Source organism: Methylobacterium segetis (genome assembly GCF_004348265.1).
Taxonomy (GTDB): Bacteria; Pseudomonadota; Alphaproteobacteria; order Rhizobiales; family Beijerinckiaceae; genus Methylobacterium; species Methylobacterium segetis.
This window is the reverse complement of record NZ_SMNT01000013.1, coordinates 41,897-63,060: the sequence shown is the minus strand read 5'-3', so window position 1 is coordinate 63,060 and position 21,164 is coordinate 41,897. Positions and strand designations below refer to the sequence as shown.

Annotated in this window: 18 protein-coding genes and 1 pseudogene; 5 read left to right on the top strand and 14 right to left on the bottom strand. The window is 72.3% G+C overall.

The window, feature by feature from the left end; translation table 11 throughout:
- From E1J50_RS05590 to E1J50_RS05570, 5 genes and pseudogenes are all read right to left on the bottom strand, one after another.
- Positions 1 to 431: pseudogene (locus E1J50_RS05590) on the bottom strand (collagen-like protein); the annotation flags it as partial.
- 77 nt (positions 432 to 508) lie between these two features.
- Positions 509 to 802 (bottom strand): PilZ domain-containing protein, encoded by a 294-nt coding sequence (locus E1J50_RS05585; protein WP_132251242.1) that lies wholly within the window; start codon positions 800 to 802, stop codon positions 509 to 511.
- 116 nt (positions 803 to 918) lie between these two features.
- Positions 919 to 1,428 (bottom strand): DUF992 domain-containing protein, encoded by a 510-nt coding sequence (locus E1J50_RS05580; RefSeq protein WP_132251240.1) that lies wholly within the window; start codon positions 1,426 to 1,428, stop codon positions 919 to 921.
- Positions 1,429 to 1,579: 151 nt separating this feature from the next.
- Complete coding sequence (locus E1J50_RS05575; RefSeq protein WP_132251238.1) at positions 1,580 to 2,791, bottom strand: type II secretion system F family protein; 1,212 nt, start codon at positions 2,789 to 2,791, stop codon at positions 1,580 to 1,582.
- On the bottom strand, positions 2,791 to 4,524 hold the full coding sequence (locus tag E1J50_RS05570) for a GspE/PulE family protein (RefSeq protein ID WP_132251236.1): 1,734 nt from the start codon (positions 4,522 to 4,524) through the stop codon (positions 2,791 to 2,793). Before E1J50_RS05570 ends, E1J50_RS05575 begins: the two co-directional genes overlap by 1 nt.
- Before the next feature lie 193 nt (positions 4,525 to 4,717).
- Here E1J50_RS05570 and E1J50_RS05565 point away from each other — a divergent pair, with 193 nt between their 5' ends.
- The 3 genes from E1J50_RS05565 to E1J50_RS05555 are packed head-to-tail and all read left to right on the top strand — an operon-like array spanning position 4,718 to position 6,785.
- Positions 4,718 to 5,731 (top strand): hypothetical protein, encoded by a 1,014-nt coding sequence (locus tag E1J50_RS05565; RefSeq protein WP_132251234.1) that lies wholly within the window; start codon positions 4,718 to 4,720, stop codon positions 5,729 to 5,731.
- A complete protein-coding gene (locus tag E1J50_RS05560; RefSeq protein WP_132251232.1) occupies positions 5,728 to 6,255 on the top strand; it encodes a hypothetical protein in 528 nt (175 codons plus the stop codon). The genes E1J50_RS05565 and E1J50_RS05560 overlap by 4 nt, the downstream gene beginning before the upstream one ends.
- Positions 6,252 to 6,785: a hypothetical protein gene (locus E1J50_RS05555; protein WP_132251230.1), complete on the top strand. Its 534-nt coding sequence runs from the start codon at positions 6,252 to 6,254 to the stop codon at positions 6,783 to 6,785. The genes E1J50_RS05560 and E1J50_RS05555 overlap by 4 nt, the downstream gene beginning before the upstream one ends.
- Here the strand turns inward: E1J50_RS05555 and gspD are convergent.
- The 3 genes from gspD to gspG all read right to left on the bottom strand — a co-directional run bounded on the left by gspD (position 6,782) and on the right by gspG (position 13,050).
- On the bottom strand, positions 6,782 to 9,148 hold the full coding sequence (gspD, locus tag E1J50_RS05550) for a type II secretion system secretin GspD (RefSeq protein WP_132251228.1): 2,367 nt from the start codon (positions 9,146 to 9,148) through the stop codon (positions 6,782 to 6,784). The two genes, E1J50_RS05555 and gspD, sit on opposite strands and share 4 nt — an antisense overlap.
- A gap of 184 nt (positions 9,149 to 9,332) precedes the next feature.
- On the bottom strand, positions 9,333 to 12,557 hold the full coding sequence (locus tag E1J50_RS05545; RefSeq protein ID WP_165937793.1) for an AbfB domain-containing protein: 3,225 nt from the start codon (positions 12,555 to 12,557) through the stop codon (positions 9,333 to 9,335).
- 49 nt (positions 12,558 to 12,606) lie between these two features.
- Positions 12,607 to 13,050 (bottom strand): type II secretion system major pseudopilin GspG, encoded by a 444-nt coding sequence (gene gspG / locus E1J50_RS05540; protein WP_132251224.1) that lies wholly within the window; start codon positions 13,048 to 13,050, stop codon positions 12,607 to 12,609.
- A 183-nt stretch (positions 13,051 to 13,233) separates the two neighbouring features.
- Here gspG and E1J50_RS05535 point away from each other — a divergent pair, with 183 nt between their 5' ends.
- On the top strand, positions 13,234 to 14,034 hold the full coding sequence (locus E1J50_RS05535; protein WP_245516442.1) for a hypothetical protein: 801 nt from the start codon (positions 13,234 to 13,236) through the stop codon (positions 14,032 to 14,034).
- Positions 14,035 to 14,061: 27 nt separating this feature from the next.
- On the opposite strand, the gene E1J50_RS05530 is transcribed toward E1J50_RS05535, so the two are convergent.
- Positions 14,062 to 14,613 carry an SCO family protein gene (locus E1J50_RS05530; protein ID WP_132251222.1) on the bottom strand — a complete coding sequence of 184 codons (552 nt, stop codon included), beginning with the start codon at positions 14,611 to 14,613 and terminating at the stop codon, positions 14,062 to 14,064.
- A gap of 87 nt (positions 14,614 to 14,700) precedes the next feature.
- On the opposite strand from E1J50_RS05530, the gene E1J50_RS05525 reads away from it, so the two are divergent.
- Entirely contained in the window at positions 14,701 to 15,633 is a 933-nt protein-coding gene (locus tag E1J50_RS05525) for a type II secretion system minor pseudopilin (protein WP_165937792.1), read from the top strand.
- A gap of 26 nt (positions 15,634 to 15,659) precedes the next feature.
- Here E1J50_RS05525 and E1J50_RS05520 read toward each other — a convergent pair whose 3' ends face one another.
- From E1J50_RS05520 to E1J50_RS05500, 5 genes are all read right to left on the bottom strand, one after another.
- Positions 15,660 to 16,292 (bottom strand): prepilin-type N-terminal cleavage/methylation domain-containing protein, encoded by a 633-nt coding sequence (locus E1J50_RS05520; RefSeq protein ID WP_132251218.1) that lies wholly within the window; start codon positions 16,290 to 16,292, stop codon positions 15,660 to 15,662.
- Entirely contained in the window at positions 16,285 to 16,662 is a 378-nt protein-coding gene (locus E1J50_RS05515) for a PulJ/GspJ family protein (protein WP_132251216.1), read from the bottom strand. Before E1J50_RS05515 ends, E1J50_RS05520 begins: the two co-directional genes overlap by 8 nt.
- Positions 16,659 to 17,132 carry a GspH/FimT family pseudopilin gene (locus E1J50_RS05510; protein ID WP_132251214.1) on the bottom strand — a complete coding sequence of 158 codons (474 nt, stop codon included), beginning with the start codon at positions 17,130 to 17,132 and terminating at the stop codon, positions 16,659 to 16,661. Before E1J50_RS05510 ends, E1J50_RS05515 begins: the two co-directional genes overlap by 4 nt.
- Before the next feature lie 804 nt (positions 17,133 to 17,936).
- Positions 17,937 to 19,910 carry a glycosyltransferase family 2 protein gene (locus E1J50_RS05505; protein ID WP_132251212.1) on the bottom strand — a complete coding sequence of 658 codons (1,974 nt, stop codon included), beginning with the start codon at positions 19,908 to 19,910 and terminating at the stop codon, positions 17,937 to 17,939.
- 5 nt (positions 19,911 to 19,915) lie between these two features.
- Positions 19,916 to 21,127: a hypothetical protein gene (locus E1J50_RS05500; protein WP_132251248.1), complete on the bottom strand. Its 1,212-nt coding sequence runs from the start codon at positions 21,125 to 21,127 to the stop codon at positions 19,916 to 19,918.
- Positions 21,128 to 21,164 lie beyond the last annotated feature (37 nt).

Below are 21,164 nucleotides of genomic sequence, written 5' to 3'. Positions count from 1 at the left end.
GGCCCGCGCGGTCCGACCTGGGGGCCGATCTGCGGGCCGCCCGTCGCGCCGATCTGGGCCGCGCCCGGCATGGCCGCGGGAAGGACCATCGGCACGGCGGCGCGCTGGCCGGCCGGCGCGGCGGTGCCCGGCCCCTCCGGCCCGCGCTGGCCGCAGAAGCCGATCACGGCCTGCCGCACATCCTGCCCCGCCTTGATCGTCACCATGCAGCTCGGCGGATGGTAGGCCAGGCGGACCAGGAAGCGCCCCTCCCTGTCCGCCACGATCGTGTTGCGGTCGTCGAGGAGGACGGTCGCGGTGTGGGCCGGGTTGATGCGCCCGCTCACCCGCAATTCCCCGCCCGTGATCATGGCCTGGTCGATGATCATCTCGGCGGAGGCCGGAACCGGCAGCGCCAACAGCGAGACCAGGAGGAGCGCGGCACGGGACATCTCAAGATCCTGAACGCGGCCGATCAGGTCTTGGACAGTACTGCGAGGGTTCGGGAGCGTCCACGAAGGGTGCGAATTCATACGCAGCCGGATGCCGGCGGGATCCGGTCCGCGTCGGGCACCTCGAAGGCGACGCCGATTTCCGGGCCGCGCCGCCAGACGAGGCGGGCCGGGCGAGCCGCGAGGGCGCCCAGACGCAGCACGAAGCGGACGGGGAGCAGGCCGATCTCGGCGAAGGCGAGCCGGGCGCCGATCGACGAGAGATCGGTCACGGCGCAGGGCAGCCGCCGCCCGTTCGCTAGGCCCACCGAGGCCGGGAGATCGACCGGTGTCCGCTCCGTCCGCCGCCGGTCCGTGCCGAGACATGCCATGGCGCGCCTCTCGTGCGCGAGAAGCCCTGATGCTCGCTCCGCCCGGTTGACGAGCCGTTTCGAGGGCCGGGGCCATCAACAGATGGGGCGGTCCCGTACCGGCGGCCTCGGCTGCGTCAGTTGCCCGCTCGGTCGGGCATCGTGTCCGCCGCGAGGCGCAGGCGCGGCGGGAGCAACGTGGCGGTCTCGGCCGCGCCGCGATCCACGCGCCGGAGCACGGCGCCCTCGCCCCTGAGGTCGATCACCACGGCCGCGTCCTGCGCGGGGCGGTGCCGAGCCCCCTCGGCAAGGCCGATTGCCGCCGTGAACAGGCCGTTGAGCTGGCCGGGTCGGCTCGTCCCGGTCTCCGTCATCACGCGCCACGCTACGGTGTCCGCCGGCAGCGCGGCGCCGCGATCGAACATCGCCCGGTAGGTCTGCGCCGCGCCGCCACCGGCCGGCACGAAGCGGCAATCGGCCACCGGCGTGAGGCCGACGACGAGGCCGAGATTCGCGTTGCGGGTGCAGGTCAGCGTCCCGGCCTCCCGGGACGGGGCCTCGGTCAGGGTGCCGCGGGCATAGGGCGCCGTGGCGATGAGGATCGCGCAGGTCGCGGCGACGGAGAAGGCGATGACTTCCGAGCGCATGGATGGCCCCTTGGAGTTCTTGTCCGCTCGCTTCGCTCTCGAAGCGTTGCGTTAACCCTGTGAGGCACAACCGTTACGCGCATATTCCGTCATCCATTGCGTCGCCGCGCCGGCGTTCGCGCTCCGACGCAATGTGCGGTGCCGCCGGGCTCTACTGCGTCAGTTCGGCGACGCCGAGGATCGCGCCCATCACGGAGACGATCAGGCCCCCGATCAACCCTCCGATCGCGATGGTGACGAGGGGCGTCAGCAGGGCGAGCGCCCGGTCGACGCGCTCGCGCGTCTGCGCCTCGTGCATCTCCGCGGCGTGGAGCAGCACGGGCCCGAGCCGGTTCACCTGCTCGCCGCTCGCGATCAGGCTCAGCGTCGAAGGGGCGTAGGGCTGCAGCCGCGAGAGGCCCGCGGCGAGGGAGCCTCCCTCGGTCAGCCGCTGGCCGGCCTCGCGCAGGGCGTCGCGGAACAGGTGGTTGCGCGGGAGCGGCCGGACCGCGGCGAGGGCGTCGGGCACCGGCACTTCGGCGACGAGGAGGGTTCCGAGCACGCGGCAGATCCGTCCGAGCTCGGCGCCGACCACGATCTCGCGGAGGCCCGGCAGGCGCAGGGCCAGGGCCGAGCGCCCCGCCGTGAAGCCGGGGCGGCCCCAGGCCCCGGCGATGCCCGCCGCGGCGAGGGTGAGGCCGCCGAGGAGGAGGGGCCAATGGGCCGCGAGCCCGTCGCCGAGCCCGGCCGCGAGGCGGATCGCGAGCGGAGGCGACCGGCCCGTCCCCTCGAAGAGCGGCGCGAGGGCCGGCACGAGGACGCCGACGACCAGGGCGAGGGTGCCGAGCGCCATCAGGATCAGGAGCGCCGGATAGATGAGCGCGGAGCGCAGGTGGCGGCGCACCGCGTCGCGGCGCTCCAGCGAGGCCGCGAGCGTGCCGATCACCGTCGTGAGCGTGCCCGTCGCCTCGCCGGCCCGGATCGCGTCGACCATGTCCCGCGGGAAGGCGGCGGGATGCGCCGCCATCGCCCGCGACAGGCTCGCGCCCCCGAGCACCCGGGCCAGGAGATCGGCGAGAACGGGGCGGAGGGCCGGGGCGGCCTGGCGCCCGACGAGGCGCAGCGCCCGGTCTACGGTCAACCCGGCGCCGGTGAGCGTGCCGAATTCCTTCAGGAAGGCGATCCGGGCGGCGTCGCTCACCCGGTCGCGCCCGAACAGGTCGCGGCGCCAGATCGGCAGCCCGGCGGCGGCGGGCGCGATCTCGAAGACCTGCAGCCCCTCGGCGCGCAGCGCGGCGACCGCGCGCTCGCGGGCCTCCGCCTCGATGCGGCCGGCGCGCATGCGCCCGTCCGGGGCGAAGGCGCGGTACGCAAAGGCCGGCATCAGAGCAGGCCCTCGAAGACGCGGCCGATCTCGTCGAGCGTCGTGTCGCCGTCGACGACGCGGGCCCGGGCGGTCTCGGCGAGGGAGACCATGCCGGCGGCCCGCGCCTGCCGACCGAGACTCTGCTCGTCCATCCCCTCGCTGATCAGGGCGCGGAGCGACGCATCGACACGCATGATCTCGCTGACGACCATGCGCCCCCGATATCCCGAACCGTTGCATTCCGGGCAGCCGCGGGCGCGCTTGAGGGTGAGCGGCGCGGCTGGGCGGCCGAGGCGGATGCGCTCCCCGTGCGTGGCCGGGCTCTCCTCGGCGCAGGCCGTGCAGACGCGGCGCACGAGGCGCTGGGCGACGACGCCGTTGAGCACGGCGGCGATGAGGAACGGCGCGACGCCCATGTCCAGAAGTCGCGTCACCGTGGCCGGTGCGGAGTTGGTGTGCAGCGTCGAGATGACGAGATGGCCGGTCAGCGCCGCCTGGACCGCGATCCGCGCGGTCTCGCCGTCCCGGATCTCGCCGACCATCACCACGTCCGGGTCCTGGCGCAGGATGGAGCGGAGGGCGGCGGCGAAGTCGAGGCCGATGCCTGGCTGCGCCTGGACCTGATTCACCCCGGGCATCCGGACCTCGACCGGATCCTCCACGGTCACCACCTTGAGGTGGCTGCCGTTGAGGCGGCGGAGCGCCGCGTAGAGCGTCGTCGACTTGCCGCTGCCGGTCGGGCCGGTGACGAGAACGAGGCCGTTCGGCCGGGCGATCATCGCGGCCATCTCGCCGATCGCCCCGACGTCGAAGCCGAGGCCCGCGAAATCGTCGATGCGGGCCGCGCCGTCGAGAACGCGCAACACCACGCTCTCGCCGTGGGCGGTCGGCAGGGTCGAGACGCGGATGTCGACGTTCCGCCCCCGGTCCTGCACCGTCATGCGGCCGTCCTGCGGCAGGCGCCGCTCCGCGATGTTGAGGCCGGCCAGGATCTTGATGCGGGTGGCGAGGGGCAGTTGCACGGAGCGGGCGAGGCGCTCGGCCTCGACCAGCACGCCGTCGACCCGGTAGCGCACGCGCACGTCCGCCTCGGCGGCCTCGACGTGGATGTCGGACGCCGACAATTCGAACGCCTTGCGCACGAGGCGTGCGGCGAGGCGCACGATCGGCGCCTGGCTCGCCACGTCCTGAAGGCGCGCGAGGTCGTCGTCGGCGCCGAGAGCGTCGTGGCCCTCGGCCGCCGCGTCCCCGTACACGGCCCGATGCGCCCGCTCGAAGGCGCCCGGCCCGACGATGCTCAGCGCGACCCGGCGGTCGGTGAGGTGGGTGAGCGCGGCCGCGATCTCCGGATCGAACACGTCGACCGCCGCGACGTCGAGGCTGACCGCGTCGGCGCGAAGCGGCAGCACGCGGGCGCGGGCGCAATACTCGGCGCCGATCAGGTCCGGCAGGACGGGTTCCCCCGGCAGGCATTCCTCGCGCAGGAAGGGCAGGCCCGTCGCGTCCGCCAGCGCGCTGACGAGGGTGGTTTCGTGGACGAGCCCGAGTTCGGCCAGCAGCAGGGGGAGCGGGCGCCGTCCCGGCAGGTCGAGGGCGGCGAGCGCCCGCTCGTGGCCGGCCGCATCGAGCACCTGCGCCTCGGCGAGCCCGTCGAGGAACCGGCGCGCCGGGTCCCGGGCTCCCCGTTCGGCGGCGCGCCTGTCGGAGCGCGGTCGGCGGGGGCGGCTCTTCCCGGCCCAGATGCTCAGCATGTCCGATCCCGAACCAGCCCGTATCCACCCCAGTCTCGCCGGACCGGCTTAAAGCATTCGAAACATTCGCGGAGACATGATCGGTCTCTGCGAATATTGCTCCAACACCACAACTTTCAGTACTGTGTTTGAGAATTACCATCCTCAGAAGTCGCAACTCGGATCGGCGCGCGCGTTTGCGGGGCGTTGGCTCGTGGGCCTCGCAGACCTGTTCGGGGAGGCCGAGGCGCGGCCGGACCGGGCGACGAGCGACCTCACCATCCGGCCTGGCCCGCCCGGCGGCACGCATCTCGGCGTGATCGACCGGCGCGAGCCCGTTCCGCGCAGGTTCCGGCTCGACCGGGACGCGGAGGATCTCGCCGACCGCCTCTCCGCGATCCGGGGCAGTGGCCGGAGCCGCGTCTCGGCAAGGGTCTTGATCGAGCCGGAATCCTGCTTCGTGCGCACGCTCACCCTGCCGGCGGCGGCGCTGCCGCGGATGCGGGAGGTGCTGGAACAGGAACTCGAGGCGGCGACGCCGTTCCGGGCGGAGGGGGTCTACAGCGACTGGTACGTCGAGGGTGAGGATGTGGCGGCGCGCAGCCTGAGGGTGCGGCACGTGGTGCTGAAGCGCGCCCGCCTCGACCCGCTCCTCGACACGCTGCGCCGGGCCGGGCTCGAACCCGGCCCGGTCGCGGTCGGGCGGGCCGAGGATCAGGCCATGCCCGTGGACCTGCTCAGCTTCGGGCGCCGCCCGCTGCCGCGGGCTTTGCGGGGGCTCAAAGGCGCGGATCTCGCGCTGCTGGCCCTGGCCGTTCTCCTCGCGGGTGCCGCCCTCGCCGTGGCGCACAGCCGGTATGAGTCGACGCTCGCCCGCCTCGACGCGGATATCCTGGCTGCGCGCCGCGCCGCCGCTCCCGGGCTTCCGCCGCCGCTCCTCGCGGCGGCGAACCGCCTCGGTGCAGAGCGGGCCGGCCGCCCGTCGCTGGCCCATAGCTGGGAGGCTGTCTCCGCGTCCCTGCCGAGCGCCGCCTACGCCGAGGGGCTGCGCTTCGAGCCCGGAGCCCTGATCCTGACGCTGCGCACACCGGACCGCGCGGCGGCGCTCGCCGCCCTCGGCGCCGTGCCAGGCTTCGGACGGCCGGACCTGCGCGAGGAGACGGACGCGGGTCCCGGCACCCGACGGATCGTCGTGTCCCTGCCCTTCGCCGCCGGGCTCGCGCCGTGATCGCGCCCCTCACTCAGCGGATGGGCCGCCCCGGAGCGATGCTCGCGGCGGCGGGATGCCTGCTCGGGCTCCTGTCGCTCGCCGGCCAGGGCCTCGCGGGGCTCATCGATGCACGCGCGGAGGTCTCCGCGGCTCGCGCGCATCTGGGGCGCCTGCAGGCTGCCTCCCTTCGCCCGGCGCCCGGCGCGCCTCTCTCCGCAACCGACGAGGCGGGGCTGCTCGCCGCGTTCCGGGGCCGGCTCGACGCGCTGGCGAGCGGGCGCGCCGTCGTCGTCGACGGGCTGCGCGTCGGACCCGATGCCGACAGCCCGACGATGCCCCTCCTCCACGCGGAGATGCGCGGGACAGCCGAGGGGTTGCACGGCCTTCTGCGCGACCTTGAGACCGGCCCGCCGGTCGTCGTGGTGGAGACGGCGGAGATCGGCGTCGCCCGCTCCGCCGAGGAGGCCGGGGAGCACCCGGCCATCCTGCGCCTGGGGCTTGCGGCGCGCGGCGTGCTCCTGCCCGCAGAGGGGCCGCGGTGATGCGCGGCGGCCGGCTTTCCGCGGCGCTCGGCGCGACCGGCCGCCTGCCGCGCGCGGCCGTCGCCATCGGCATGATCGGCGTCCTCGCCGCCGCCTCGCCGCTCGATCGCTCCGAGCCCCCTCCCCTACCGGAGGAGGCGGCACAGCCTCGCGCCCCGGCCGCGGACGCCGCCCTCGCCCGCCCCCTCTTCGACCCGGGACGGCGGGCCTGGACCGCGCGCGGCGACCTCTCCGACGTGGTCGGCACGCCGGCGCCTGCCGCCCGCCTCCGGGTCCGCGGCATTCTGATCGACGGGAGCGCCCGCCGCGCCCTGATCGACGACGGCATCGGGGATCCGGCCTGGGTCGCGGAAGGCGCCGGGCGCGGGGCCTGGCGCCTCATCGCGATCGCGCCGGACCGGGTCACACTCGCGGACGGGGCCGGGACGCTGACGGCGGAGTTCCTCGGCGAGCCGGTGTCGCTGCGCCCTCCTCGCCGCGCCCGGTCCGGGGCGCCCGCCCTCAGAACGAGCCTCGGACCCTCGCCCTAATCGATCATCCGGCGCAGGATTCCCTGGCTGCCGGGCGGCAGGTCGGCCAGCGGCGGCGGCGCGGGGACGGGGCGGATCGGCATCATCGCCCGGAACTGCTCGCGGAAGTCGCTGGCGATGCGATCGGCATCCGCCGTGCCGCGGATCACCTTCGGGCGGATGAAGACGATGAGTTCGGTACGGACGCGCGCGTCCGTCCGATTGCGGAAGGCGGCACCGAGCAGCGGCAGGTCGCCCAGCACCGGTACGCTCTCGGTGCCGATCTGCGCCTTCTCCTGCACGAGGCCGCCGATGGCGAGGCTGTGCCCGTCATTGACCGCGACGCTCGTCGCCACCCGCCGCTGGCGGATCGTCGGCGAGTTGATGGCCGAGGTCGTCGTCGGCACGACGTCGCTGACCTCTTGGTTCACGTCGAGGACGACGAGGCCGCTCTTGTTGACCCGCGGCGTCACCGAGAGGATCACGCCGGTGTCCTTCATCTCGATCTGGTTGAGGATCGGGGCGTTGCCGGCGAGCGCGCTCTGGCCCGTCTGCTTCACGATCGGCACCTGGTCGCCGATCTGGAGCTTGGCGGTGCGATTATCGAGCACGGTGATGTTGGGCGAGGAGATCACGTTGACGCGCGTGACCCCGCGCAGCGCGTTCAGCACCACGTTGAAATCGGCGTTGTTGAGCAGGTAGTTGAAGCCCGTCACGCCCCGCGCGGCGGCCGTGATCAGGCCGGCGGCGCCCCCGGTCGCCGCGTTCGCCGCCCCGACGGTGGCGGCCTGGGCGAGGTTGAGGCGCGAGCCGCCGTTGGCGAGGAACCACTGCACGCCGAATTCGAGGCTGTCGTTGAGGGTCACCTCGGCGATCACGGTCTCGAGGAGGACCTGCGTCGGCATCGCGTCGAGGCGGCCGAGGATCTTGAGGATCTTGTCGTACTGGTTGCGGGTGGCCGAGATGACGAGGCTGTTGTTGGCCTCGTCGGCCACGATCCCGATCAGGTCGCGCCGGGGGCCGGCTCCGCCCGCGCCGATTCCAGGGTCGCTGCCGGAGCCCGCCCATCCCGCCCCGCCGTACCCGCCTGCCCCGGCCAGCGCCCCCGGCGGATCGATCCCGTAGCCGGCACTCGGCCCGAACCCGGTGCCCGCCGCGCCGAGGGAGTCGAGCCCGCGCGACGGCGGCGTCGCGGAGAGGCCGCCCGTGCCGCCGAAGCCCGCAGGCGAGAGGCCGTTGCCGAGGCCCGGCGCCCCGCCGAGCGGGACCGCTGCGGAGCCGGGGCCGCTCCAGCCGTAGCCCCCGCCTCCCGGGGCGCCGTAGGTGGCGCCCGCGAGCCCAAAGCCCTGGCCGCCGAAGCCCTGGCCGCCGTAGCCCTGATTGGCCATTCCGGCGCCGGTCTCGGCGGCGACGACGCCCTGGAGCACGGAAGCGAGGTCCTTCGCCGAGCGGTTCTGAATCCTGTAGACGAAGAGCTGGCGCTCCCGCTCGGCGGCGAGATCCTCGAGGCGCGCCACCCATTCGCGGGCGCGATCGAGATAGGCGGCCCGCGCGCTCACCACGAGGATGGCGCTGAGCGGCTCGTTCGGCACGAAGCGGATGATGTCGCCGCTGGCGGTCGCCTCGGCAGCGAAGATCTGGGTGAGATCGCGGGCGATCGCCGCCGGGTTGGCGCTGCGCACCGGCAGGATCGCCGTCGACATGCCGCGCATCCAATCGACGTCGAACACCGCGATGGTCTGGCGCAGGGCCTGGATCTGCGCGGCATCGCCCGACAGGATCAGGAGATTGCGGGCGCGGTCGGCCCGCAGCACCACCTCGCGGGGCGCCACCGCGGCGAGGATCGCCTGCATCTCCGCGGCGGAGATCCAGCGCAGGGGAACCGCGTGGGAGCCCGGCCCGGCCTCCGCTGCTTCGGCGAGGCGGCGGACCGGAGCGAGGCCGCCCGGCGCTCCGGCCGGCAGGATCTGGGCGCTGCCGCCGCGCCGCCGCAGGACGGCGCCGCGGCTCGCGAGGGCCGTCTCGAACAGGGCGAGGAGGGTCTCGCGCCGGACCGGACCGCCCGTCTGGAGCGTCAGGCTGCCGGTCACCCGCTCGTCGATGGTGTAGCCCCAGCCGAGGGTGTCGGCGAGGACGGCCTTGGCCGCCACGGCGACCGGCACCTCGACGAGGTTGAGGCTGACGGCGCCGCCGGGGATCGGGGCCGCCTGCGCCGCCTCGCCGCCGATGAACTGGTCGGTGCCGCGGCGCAGGAGCGGCCGCCCCGACGCCGGCCCGAGCCCGGGGGTGCCGATCGCCTCGGGCTCGGCCGCGTCCGCCGTCGGGCCGAGGAGGGTCGCGAGGAGGAGGGGCGCGAGGAGAAGGGCGCGTGCTGACCGTCCCATCCGCTCCCTCGCACCGACCAAACCGTACCTCGCCTCAGTCCAGTGCTAGAGATTTATGGTTAATCTGGCTTTAATTGCGCCCCCATCCCAAGCATTCGGCCTTCAGAAGAGGCGATATACTATTTTCGGTTGCATATCATTGCCCATCAACTACTCGAGCGATGCGGACAGGGCCCGCACTCGTTCAGCGCGCCGCGGCGGTCGCGGTCATGACCTCGCAGCTTTTCACGGTGCCGTAGATGGGGTCGCCGAACACGCCGTTGTTGCAGCCGACCGAGCCGTTCACCGTCCGCGTGGCGTACTGGCCCTTTGCCCCGTAGCGAACCGTCTGCGTGCCCGTGACGGAGCAGGTCCCCCCTTCCGGGGCGCAGGCCGTCCAGCTCGCGGCCGGCGCGCTCGCGGGCGGTGAGGCCGGTGTCGCACCCGGGGTCTCGGAGAGCGGCGGCGCTTCGCAGAAGGACGCGTCCTGCCGGAACGCGGCGGTGCCGTCGTTCTGGCGCATGAACACGCCCCCATTCTCCCGGCGCAGGTAATGGCCCCGCCAATCCACCGACTCGTAGCTTTGGCAGCTGCCGCTGCAGGAGCAGGCGCCGGCGAGCGCCGGGAGCGGCGTGAACGTCGCCCCCGCCTTGAAGATCGCGCCGCCGTCATTCGGCCCCTGCCAGATCTGGAACGCCGCGTGCCTCAGGTATTGGCCGGGATTGAGTGCGGATTCGAAGGAGACGCCGCTGCCGTTGAGCCCCGCGACCTTGCGATAGGTCGCGCGGTTGCGATCCGCACGCGTCGCGGGAGCGGTCAGGCGCACGCCCGCATCCGTGCTCGTGACGTACTGAGCCCGGTCGGCGCTACTCTGCAGGCTCAGGGGGCCGGTGAGGCTCGCGCCCCCCTCGCCGCCGAGGGCGGCCCGTTCGCAGAAGGAGGCGGATTGGATGAAATCGGCGGAATCCTGCCTCGGGTCGATGCAGAGCTGCCCGCCGCGGTTCCGGATGAAATAGCCCGGCCAACTCACCGATTCGTAGGACAGGCAGGCGCCGCTGGCGCATCCGCAGGATGGGGCCAGGGCGGCGCGGCGCGTGAAGCTCGCATCCGCCTTGAACGTCCCGCCGGCCGTCTCGCCGCGCTGGTAGATCGTGAACCACGCGTGCATCAGATGCTCGGCCGGCTTCGCCACCGAGCGGAAGCTCACCCCGGAGCCCGACAATCCGGGGATCAGCGTGTAGGCGGCCGCGGCCTTGTCGGCGGCGCTCGTCGCCTGCGCGGCGGCCACCGTCAGGTTCGCATCGACGGGACGCGCGTAGTAGCCGGGCGTGCTCGCCGATTCGAGGCTGACGGCATTCGTCGGGAGCGGCGGAACGCCCGAGCCGGTCGACGGAGGGGCGTTCGCCGTAGCTACCGTCCCGTTGCGGCAGAGCAGGCCGATCCGGTTGCCGTTGGCATTGCCCTCGCCGAACAGGCCATAGGCCGAGCCGCCCTCCGGGCACGGCGAATCCGCGGCGGCATTGCCGCCGCCATTGCCCACGGCCGCGAGCTTCGCGCCGCCGCCGGCCGAGCCGTTGGCGGCGTTCATGGGGCTGCAGGTGACCACGAGTTGCGTCGCCTGCTCGCTTGCCTGGCCGCCGATCGCGGTGATCGCCTGATCGCGCGGGCAGTCGCGCGTGAAGGGCGGGCGGCCATCGAGGCCGGCGCCGAAGCTCCGGGGATTGGCGGTCCACCGGCCTCCGGCCGCCGTGACGCAGCGCGCGCCAACGCCGCCGATGCCCGCGTCGGCGGTCCCGTAGAGGCCGGCCATCACCTCGCCGTCCTCACACCGGATGTTCCAGAGGCCGCCCCGGGTGGTCCCGACGGCGGCGGTCCAGCTGTTCGAGAGGCGCGAGCCCGGTGCGATCCGGTCGTCGGCGCCGGTCGGCACCGGCACCTTGACCATCCGGCCCTCGGAGGGGACTCCGCGACCGTCGAGGACGAACAGCATGTAATAGCCGGGGGTCGCGACGACGGTGTTGGCGGGCGCATCGACGCTGAGCGTGTTGCCGTTCGCGCGGAAGCCGAGTTCGATGAAGCGCTGGTCGAAGTTCATCGAGTGCGTGACAGCTCCGGCCTTGACCAGCGTCACGCGGGAGATGCCGCCGCTGCCCGTCGCGCTGACCTGGAAGCTCTGGCCGAGCGTCAGCAATCCGGGCGCGGCCGTGATCGCGGGCCGAGGGGCCGGGTTGCCGGCATCGTCGAGAAGGTAGCCCGGCGTGTAGATCTCGACGTCGCGGTTGGTCTCGGGCCCCGGGATGCCGCCGCCGCCCGAGAGGACGCGGCCATCCGGGAGCAGGATCGCGACCGAGTGGTAGAGCCGCATCTTCGCTTGGCGCGCGTCCTGACGCCACGTGCCGGTGCGGGGATTCCAGATCTCGGCCACGTAGGCCGGTCCGCGCCCGTCGTTGTCTCCCGCGGAGCCCCCGGTCATCAGGACCTCGCCGTTTGGCAGGACCGTGGCCGTTCCCCAGTGCCGGGGGAAGGCCATCGGCTCCGTCTCTGTGACGACCGGGGCGCTGCCGGTGATGTCGATGAGGGTCGCGGCGCGGCTGCCCTCCGTGGTCACGGCGGTGTTGTAGGGGCTGCCACCGCCGGCCTGGAGGATCCTGCCCGGCTGGTACATGACGGCGGTCGAGGTCGCGCCCCAGTTCGAGCGGTTGAAGGGCTGCAGCCCGGAGATGCTGCCCTGGCCCGCGACGTCGAGGTAGAACATCGCCTGCCCGGCGATGGTGAAGAGCTTGGAGCCCGAGACGGGCCAAGCGTGGACATAGTTCGCGCGCCCGTCGGCCGCGAGGCGGCCGTAGGCGTCCGCATTCGCGGCGCCCGGCAGTTCCGCCCAGCCCTGGCCCGGCGTGTAGAGCTCCGGGACGATCGAGTGGGTGTCCCAGCCGACGATCGTCATGCCCCCCTGGATCGCGATGCGGCCGTCGGGCATCGTCGTGAGCGTCGCGTACCAGCGCGGATAGCGCATGAAGCCGACCGTGCGCGTCTTCAGGGATTGCGAGTCGTAGAGGGCTGTCCCGGTGAGGCTGACGCCGCCCGCCGTCATCGCCACGCCGTCCCAGGACTGCAGCATCAGGCCGGCGCAGAAGCTGTCAAAGTTCAGGTTGTTCGCGAGCGTGAGATGGGAATCGGCCCCTATTCCACGCTTCGGCTCCCAGAGATCGAATTCGAGCCCGGACTGATAATCCCCCGCTGGCGAGCCGTAGGTCAGGAGGCGCCCGTCCGGCATGATCATCGCGTGAATCGGGATGCGCGGCCAGGGGATCACGCCGGACCAGCGACCCAGCGAGGCAGCCTCGGCGACGGGGACCGCGAGCAGGCAGGCGGCGAACGCGGACGCGCCGAGCGCCGCCCATCGCATCGGGGCCGAATTCCGCTTGGTCATGGCCGGATTCCTACGCTGGACATCATTCGGATCGGGGAATGAGCATTCGTCAGTGGCTCGCGACATCCGCCCTGTCGCCGGAGCCGCCCGCCTTGCCATCGGATCCCAGCGAGTAGACCTCGTAGGGCGTGCCGCCGAGGCCGGGCGAGCGGTAGAGGTACGGATGGCCCCACGGGTCGGTCAGGCCGCGCGCGTCGCGCAGATAGGGGCCGCGCCAGCCAGCGCCGCCGGGCGGCTGCGTGACGAGGGCGGCAAGTCCCTGACCCGTCGTCGGATACACCCCGCTGTCGAGGTAGTAGAGTTCCACCGCCTGGGCGATGTTCTTGACCTGGATCCGCGCCGTCTCGCCCTTGGCCCGCCCGAGATAGCCGAGGACCTGTGGCGTCACCATCGTCGCGATCATCCCGATGATCGCGAGGACAACCAGGAGTTCAACAAGCGAGAAGCCGGATTCGGATGTCTCGCGCCGCCCTCTCGCAATCCGCCTCATCATCCATCCACACGCAAAGGTTGAATTACTTCTGTATTTCAACTTTTATACCAGACACCCGTAAACAAACTCTCTGGTCAAAGCCCGATAATATTCCGGCTTACGCCGACTCGGAACGCGGTATTGGAGATTTGTTCACGGGCTCGGGCCGATGGTCGGCGGGGGCGAGGGGAGCGCGGCGGCACGATGAGGACGGGACAGCTCTTCCTCGCGGCAGCGCTCCTCACCGGCCTCGCTGCAGGGCTGCCGGCCTGCTCGGCGGCCCTGAGCGCCCCGCTCGCCCTGCCCCTGCCGGACCCCCTGCCGCCCGTGCGGCTGCTCACGCTGCTCGTCGGCCTCCACCTGATCGGCCTCTGCTTCGGCCTCGGCGGAGCGACGATGCTCGATTTCTGGATCCTGCGCTGGATGCGCTGGGGCGGGATGCCGCCCGAGATCGAGCGAACGTTCCACTTCATCAGCAAGGTCGTCGCGGTCGGGATCGGCCTGCTCTGGCTCTCCGGCCTCGGCTTCCTCGCCCTCTACAGCGTCGAGTCGCCCGAGAAGCTCGCCAACCCGAAGCTGTGGGCGAAGGTCACGATCGTCGCGGTGCTCACGGTCAACGGCGCGCTGATCCACGCCCTCGTCCTGCCGAGCGTCCTGCAGGACGTGCGGCGCCCGATGCTGGCCGGCGTCTCCCGCGTCGAGACGGGCGTCTTCCTCGCCTCCGGGGCGATCTCGGGCGTCTCCTGGTACACCGCCTTCGCGCTCGGCCTCGTGCGCGAGTTGAACGACCGGGTGCCGATGGCGCTGCTCCTCGGCCTCTGGCTCACGGCGCTCGCGGCCGCCTGCCTGGGGGCGGCCATCCTCTGGCGGCACCTGCGCCGCGCCGCGGCGCGCGGGTCCCGCCTCCGGTCGCCCCTCGACGAGCGGGAGCCACGCCCCGACCCGATCCCCACGCACCGGTTCGTGATCGTGCGGGAGCGGCCCGGTGCGGCAGCGACGGCCTGATCGGCGATGAGCGCGCGCCGACCTCGATCACCCGCCGAGAGCCGCCCGGATGCGCGCCGCGAGGGCGTCCGGCGGGAGGTCGTGGCGCACCCGATCCGGGCGCCCGCCCTCCGGGCGCAGGAGAAACAGGTCGGTGGTGTGATCGACCGCGTAGCCCGCCACGCCTCCGTCCGGATGCCGGACGATCAGCGCGCCGAGGCCCCAGGCGAGGTCGTCGATCGCCTCGACGGATCCCGTCAGGGCGAGGATGCGCGGGTGGAACGCGTCGAGGTAGGCCCGCAGAACCGGCGGCGTGTCCCGCACCGGATCGGCGGCAACGAGGATCGGCGCGACGCGCTCGACGAGTTCCGGCGGCAGCCTGTCGAGGGCGCGGCTCAAGGTGTCGAGCGCGGTCGGACAGGCATCCGGGCAGTGGGTGTAGCCGACGTAGAGGATCCGAAGCCGGCCCGCGAAAGCCTCCGCCGCGACGGGCGCGCCGTTCTGATCGACGAGGCCGGAGGGAAACGTCTCGGCTCCGGCGGACCAGGACAGCGCGAGGCCGGCGGCCACGATGAGGGCGCGGAGGCGGGCGAGCGGCATCGGATTCGTCCAGCGCCCGGTCACGGGCGGGTGCGCGCCGAGGGTCCCGCCGGCATGGTTAGCGGCCGGTTAACGGGTCCGCCGGCCGTGCGGCGGCCGCTTGCCGCGACCGGACCGGACACGCGGGAGGCGTCGCAAGCCGGGTTCGTCCTGCCGACCGTGCTCGCGGTCCTCATCGTCGTGTCGGGACTCGCCGCGGCGATCACCCTGCGCACCCGCGCCACCCTCGCCCTGACGGCGGCGGCCCGAGACCGGATCGTGCTCGACGCGGAGACGGACGGGATCGTGAACCTCGTCGGCCTCTGGCTCGCACAGGAGGCGCGCGGGCGGGCTCCGGCCTCCGGCCTGCCGCTCGACGGGCGCGCGATCCGCTGCCCCCTCGACGCGGGCCGCACGGTCACGGTCGCCGTGCAGGACCAGGGGGGCCTGATCGACCTGAACGCCAGCCCGCGCCCCGTGCTTGAGGAGGCGCTGCGCCGGCTCGGGATCGGTGCGGGGGACGCCCTGGCGGTCGCAGCGCAGATCGTTGATTTCCGCGACCCGGACGACATCCCCGAGCCGAATGGGGGCGCCGAGAGCCGCCGCTACCGCGAGGAGCGCCTCGGCTACGGGCCGCGCAACGCACCCTTCGCGAGCCCCGACGAGATCGACCAGCTGCCGGCCATGACGCCCGCGACCTACGCGCGCCTGCGGCCCGCGCTGACCGTGCACGGCGGAACAGCCGGCTTCGACGCCGCGCGCATGGAGTGGCGTCTCGCGCCGCTCCTGCCGGCGGACGCGCTCGGCCCGCTCGCGGCCTCGCGCCCGTCCGACGGCATCCGGTTCGAGGTGACAGCGATGGTGGTGGCCGGCCGCGGCGCCCGCTCGATTCGGGCGGGGATCGTCGCCCTCGACGACCCCGCCCGGCCCGCGGGCGCGCTCCTCTCTTGGCGGCGTCCCACGGAGTGGAGCGCGGGCGAGCCGCTTGCCGGCCATGCGGCCTGCGGACCGATCGTCGCCCTGTTCGGGGCGGCGGGCTGAGTATCCCGCTCCCCCGCGACAAGGCGCTAGCGGCCGGCCGCGACCGGCACGAGGAGCGGCATCCAGCGCCGCCCGTCCTCCGCCGGAAAGGCGACCTCCACGGAGACCAGCGCCGGCAGGCGGTCCGGTGTGGTCCAGGTCTCGCCCCAGCTCGCCAGCGGCGTCGGCCCGCGCCGGCCATAGTAGCGCACGCGCAGGGCGGCGATGCCGCGCAGAAGCGGCTCGGCGAGGACAGCCTCGGCGGCTGCACCGCGGTCGAGCCCGCGCCGCTCCAAGAGATCGAGCCCGCGCGCGCCGGCCGCGGCGGCGAGATCGACCCGAACCTGCCCCCCGGTCTCGACGAGGCGCTCGGCCGCGGTGACGAGGGTGACGCCGTCCGGCCGGCCGGAGAAGGTCGCGCGGCGCCCGCCGGCCACCTCGCCCACGGCGTCCTCCAGCGTCCGGCGGAGATGATCGCGCGCAGCCTGCACCGCAGCCTGCCGTTCCGCATCGGCGAGGAGGCGTGCGACCCGCGTCGCCGTCCAGACGCCCTGCAGCAGCAGGAGGGAGAGCAGAGCGACGAGGGCGAGAGCTACGAGCATCTCGACGAGGCTGAAGCCCGCCTCGTGCCCCGTCCCGGAGCGCGGACGGGACCTCCTTCGATCGCCGGGCTCAGCCACCGGAGACGATCGTGCGCAGGAGGAGCCGACCGGGCGCGGGGCCGGCGCGCAGCATCACGCGATACGAGCCGGTGCCGATGGCCGCCCGCCCGAGCGAGGCGCCCGCATCCTCGACGATGAGGAGGTAGGGCGTGCCGTCGCGGAGCCGGCCCTGGCGCGCTCCGGGGACGAGAGGCCCGGCCGCGAGCGCGGCGATCAGGGCTGCCGCCTCCTCCGTCTGCCGGAGACGGTCCCCGGATCGGACGAGGCGGGATGCCGATTCCCCGAAGACCTGGAACGCCGCGATCATCGTCAGCGAGGCGACGGCGAAGGCCACGAGGACCTCGACGAGGCTGAAGCCCGCCTCGCCTCCATCGGGCGACGCGCTCACGCGCTGCTCCCACGCCGACGCCGCACGGTGCCCGTCAGCCCCTCGACCTCGACCTCGCGGACCTCGCCGCCCCGCCTCAGGCGGAAGATGCCGCCGCTGCTGCGGCCGTCCGGCAGGAAGCGCACGATCGACCCGCGGACCCGTGCGTTCCGCGCCGGCACGAATACGACCGCGATGTCGGCTCCCATGGACAGAGGCGGGCTCCCGGTCTCTCCCCGAAAGACGCGCGCCTGCGGATCGAATTCGAGAGCCAGCACGGCATTGCCGCGGATCGCCGCGGCACGGGTCAGGACGAGTCGCTCCGCGAGGGATTCGGCGAGCCCCTCGACCGCCCGGTCGGACCCGACCCGGCTCAGCACCGGGCCGGACAGGATCGCGGCGAGGGACAGGATCGCGAGAACGCCGAGCATCTCGACGAGAGAGAAGGCGCTCTCTCCGGAGCGAAACGGGGTGGGGGGAGGAGCGTTCACGTCGGAATCACCGGCGTCGATTCGGCCCGGCAAGTGGAGCAGATTGCCCCTAACACCCGATTGATGCGGGCGGCCGCCCGCAGGCTCCTCGTGCGTGGCCCAGCGCACAGTCCTTTCCAATTAGACCAAGGCCGGAAATCGTACACAACCTGCATCGCGCGCTCGATTCAGCGGCCCATTGTTGCGGTGCAACAGCTGAGCCGTTAAGCATGATCCGTTGATCAGCAAACGAGGACTTACGCGTCACGGCTCGGCCGTGATGCGTGTGGGCGGCCGGCAGAAGGCTGAGGCTCGCGATCGGAGGCTGAATGAGACTCAACATTCTCGCGACATCCGCTGTTCTTGCGGCCATCGTGACCTCGCTGACGAGTGCGCTGACGCCATCCGCACGCGGGCTCTGGGACAAGGAGAAGGACCGAGCGGCTTGGGCACGCCTGAGCACCTCGGTCTGCCTGGACTGTGAAGCCGGACGGCCCATGCGCGGATCGGCACTCACAAATCCGCTGGACGTCCTGGCAGCCTCACCGAAAGCCTTCGAGACCCAGGTCGCGAGCCTCGTTCGCCGGCCCGCGGCGCGACCTGCCGCGGCCCGGCGAGCCGATGCATCCGCTCGTCGGCGCTCAGCTCAGCGGTATGCGAGCAAGAGGCACCGAGCGCGGCCGCACGAGGCGGGCTTGAAGCGCGCTCGCCGCATCCAAGTGGTGGGCAGGAGCGATGCGTCCTTCCGTGAGGAGCGCGAGGAGGAGAGCCAAACGGGCTCCGCCCTGCTTCTCCAGGATCGGGACTAGTGCTTTGATCCTCGCATTAAGCTGCGCGGAAGCAGCGGTGTGCGAGACCTCGCAGCGCGACACCGAGGCTCGCCGTTCGGGCGATGGGATCGACGGCCGTGGTGTAGAGACGAAGGATGAGGGCCTTGCGCTGCGCCGGCTCCGGCTCGAGGCCGAGGCCCACGGCATTGCCGTTCACATGCTCGACACGGGCGACGATCCAACCGGCACGCTCGACGTAGAGGTGCAGGCGCATCGCGGGCACGAGCGTCGGTGCCCCGGAGCGAAGGTGCAGGATAGCGGAACCCATGCCGATGCGGTCGATGGTGCACGCGTGTGCCTTGCCGTCCAGGCCGATCCAACTCGCTTCGTCGATGCGGAACGCCTCGGGCTCACGGGGCCGCTCGAAGCAGACGAGGAGCGCGACGAAGGTGAACATCATCGCAACTCCAGCCCAGAGCAGGTTGAAGTAGTCGAGCGGTGAGATCTCGCTGGCGCCGGAGGGCGAGACGAACGACCAGACGATCGAGCCGGCCGACAGGAGCGAGATCGCGCCGAACCCGGCGGCCATCCGCCAGCGCACCATCGAGACGGATCGGTCTCCGCCCTTGTCCGTCACCTTGAACGGCCGCCCGAAAGGGCGGATCGCGGCCGAGACTAGGGTCAGGGTTATGGCGAGCGCCGTCATCGTATGGGTGACCTCCATGAACAGAGGCAGCGTCCGCCCACCCGAGACCCAGCCGCTGTAGATCCAGAGGGCCATCAGGGCGGGCAAGCCGTAGCGCAGGAAGGAGAGATAGTCGGCGTAGAAGGCCGGCATGTCGAAGAACCAGTAGATCGACGGCGCCACGAGCATCAGGACGATGAACGGCTTGCACAGCCAGTTCAGTATGCCGTGCAGGTAATGCAGGCGCTGCATCAGCGTGTAGTTCGGCCCCAGAAACGGCCCGACCTTCAGGAGCGCCACCTGGATGGTGCCGAGGCACCAGCGGGTGCGCTGGGTGATGTATTCCGGCAGCCCCTCGGCCGAAAGACCGGCGCTGAGGCGCTCGTTCAGCCAGTGCGTCTCGTAGCCGTCGCGCATCAACGTGTAGGTCAGGTTGATGTCTTCGCAGATCGCATCGTGCGGGAACCCGCCTGCGGCCGTGACCCGGTCGCGCCGCACCAGAAACGAGGTGCCGACGCAGAAGGCACAGCCCCACGCGTCCTTCGCCGGCTGGAACACGTCGAAGAAGATGCGCTGATCGTCGACCCAGGCCTCCGCAGCCATCAGGTTGTGCTGGATCGGATCCGCGTTGAAGAAGAATTGCGGCGTCTGCACCACCGCCGCCCGCTCGTCGTGGAAGAGCCCGACGGTGCGGCGCAGGATGTTCGGCGCGACAGCGAAATCCGCGTCGAGGACGAGGATGATCGGCGCGTTCGTGCGCCCCGCCGTATGGGCGAGGGCGTTGTTGAGGTTGCCGGCCTTGGCGCCCTTGTTGTCGGGCCGCGTGACGTAGTTCGCGCCGACCCGCTCGCAATAGTCCTTGAGCCAGCCTCGCCGGGTGTCGTCGCAGACCCAGACCGTCGCGTTGGGATAATCGACCGCGAGGGCCGGGATGATCGATTTCTCGACGACTTCCTGAGGCTCGTTATAGGTGCAGATGAAGATGTCGACTGCGGGCCAGTCGCCGCTCTCAGTGAGCCGCGCCTCCTCGCGGTCGGCCTCGGACGCGCGATCCTTGAAGCGGAACAGGATCACGATCGACATCAGCGTGTAGAGGATGGCCACCATCTCGAACGAGAAGAACAAATAGGGCCACAGGTGATCGAGACCGGGCTCGAAGCGCGGCAGGGTGTCATGCCAGCGCCACGCGGCGTAGCAGAGGATCAGGGTCGCGGTCGCGGACCCGAACAGGATGCGGGCCGCGGCGCTTGCGCGATCGAGCAGCCCCGCCATGACGAGGAGGCCGAGCAGGATGCCGATATCGGTCGTCAGGACCGCGGAGACGTCGGGGGACGAGGGAAACATGACGGCTAATCCACGCTCCGTCCGGTGAAGGGATTCCAGCCGAGGGCCGCGAGCGCCCCCCAGGCGGTGGCGCCGAGATGCGGGCGCCGGTGGTAGAAGAAGTCCGGTTCGGGGCTGGCAGGGCCGATCGCGATACCGGTGGTGATCCGGGGCTCGCGTGCCGCGAACAGGTATCCGGACGGAGAAACCTGGCCGGACAGCGTGGCGAGGAGGCTTCGCGCATCCTCGGTGCGTCCCAGGGCCTTCAGGGTCAGGGCGGCCTGTGCCGTGCCCTCCACCCAGAGACCGTCGCGATCTTCGTTGAAGTCGAAGCCGCCCGGGACCGCGAGGCGCTCCTGCGCGCCGGCAATCGCGCGACGCCAGGCATCCGGCGGCGTCGCGACGCCGAGAAGCGGCCAGAGTTGCGTGTCGAGGGCGAGGTGCTCCAGGGGCTGCAGGCTTCCGTCCGGTCGCGTCCCGAGCCGGAACAGGCCGGGCCCCTGCGCGAAGGCAGCGTCGAGGAAGCCTCGGGCGATGCGAGCCGCCTCGGCGCTCTCGGCGCTGCCGTTCAGGCGCAGGAGCCACGCGGCGAGGGCGTGAACGTCGAGATTGTGCTCCGTCGATTTCCATTGAAGCTTCGTCTGGGACGGGTCGAAGCCATCGACGCCCCCCGAGAAGCCCGCGGGCTCGCGCTGATCCCGCGTGTTCGCCGTAATCCAGCCGAGCATCCGCTCCGCTCCCGCGCGGTAGCGCCGGTCGGAAGCGTCCTGATCGAGCGTCAACAGCGCGAGCGCCGCCCAGGCGACGTTTCCGGTCGCCGTTCCGTCCTGATAGGCATCCTCGGCCCAGAGCTTCTGCCGTGTATCCCACCAGCCCGGCAGGGCCGGAGGGCCCGCTTCGAGGGGACCTGCGCGGTAGGCGTTCCGGACACGGCCATCGTGGAAGGTCCGATCCTGATCGAGAGCCTGCAGCAATGCGTCCCCGATTCGTCGGGCTGGCTCGCGCGCGCCGCACGCCGTCAGCGCGATGGCGGCGAGTGCGTTGTCGTAGGTGAAGGCCGACTGGCGCAGTGCTGGCGGAAGCGCCTGTTGATCGGGTCCAGGCCGGTAGCTCACGAGGAAGACCGGCCCGCCCTCCTTGCCGCCCGCCGTATCGACGGCGGAGGCGAGCGCAGCACAGAGCGTTCGCGCGAGCGGCCCCTCGCCGACCTCCGGTTTGGCTTCAGCCAGCCGGGCCATCATGACGAGCGTGAGGAGGCTGAGGGCGACGCGGCCG

What these genes read in the sequence shown, in the direction of transcription:
- E1J50_RS05500 (WP_132251248.1), bottom strand. Translation starts at nt 21,127, where the DNA reads ATGGCCCGGCTGGCTGAAGCCAAACCGGAGGTCGGCGAGGGGCCGCTC.
- E1J50_RS05575 (WP_132251238.1), bottom strand. Translation starts at nt 2,791, where the DNA reads ATGCCGGCCTTTGCGTACCGCGCCTTCGCCCCGGACGGGCGCATGCGC.
- E1J50_RS05580 (WP_132251240.1), bottom strand. Translation starts at nt 1,428, where the DNA reads ATGCGCTCGGAAGTCATCGCCTTCTCCGTCGCCGCGACCTGCGCGATC.
- E1J50_RS05505 (WP_132251212.1), bottom strand. Translation starts at nt 19,910, where the DNA reads ATGTTTCCCTCGTCCCCCGACGTCTCCGCGGTCCTGACGACCGATATC.
- E1J50_RS05585 (WP_132251242.1), bottom strand. Translation starts at nt 802, where the DNA reads ATGGCATGTCTCGGCACGGACCGGCGGCGGACGGAGCGGACACCGGTC.
- gspD (WP_132251228.1), bottom strand. Translation starts at nt 9,148, where the DNA reads ATGGGACGGTCAGCACGCGCCCTTCTCCTCGCGCCCCTCCTCCTCGCG.
- E1J50_RS05570 (WP_132251236.1), bottom strand. Translation starts at nt 4,524, where the DNA reads ATGCTGAGCATCTGGGCCGGGAAGAGCCGCCCCCGCCGACCGCGCTCC.
- E1J50_RS05545 (WP_165937793.1), bottom strand. Translation starts at nt 12,557, where the DNA reads ATGACCAAGCGGAATTCGGCCCCGATGCGATGGGCGGCGCTCGGCGCG.
- E1J50_RS05535 (WP_245516442.1), top strand. Translation starts at nt 13,234, where the DNA reads ATGAGGACGGGACAGCTCTTCCTCGCGGCAGCGCTCCTCACCGGCCTC.
- E1J50_RS05530 (WP_132251222.1), bottom strand. Translation starts at nt 14,613, where the DNA reads ATGCCGCTCGCCCGCCTCCGCGCCCTCATCGTGGCCGCCGGCCTCGCG.
- gspG (WP_132251224.1), bottom strand. Translation starts at nt 13,050, where the DNA reads ATGATGAGGCGGATTGCGAGAGGGCGGCGCGAGACATCCGAATCCGGC.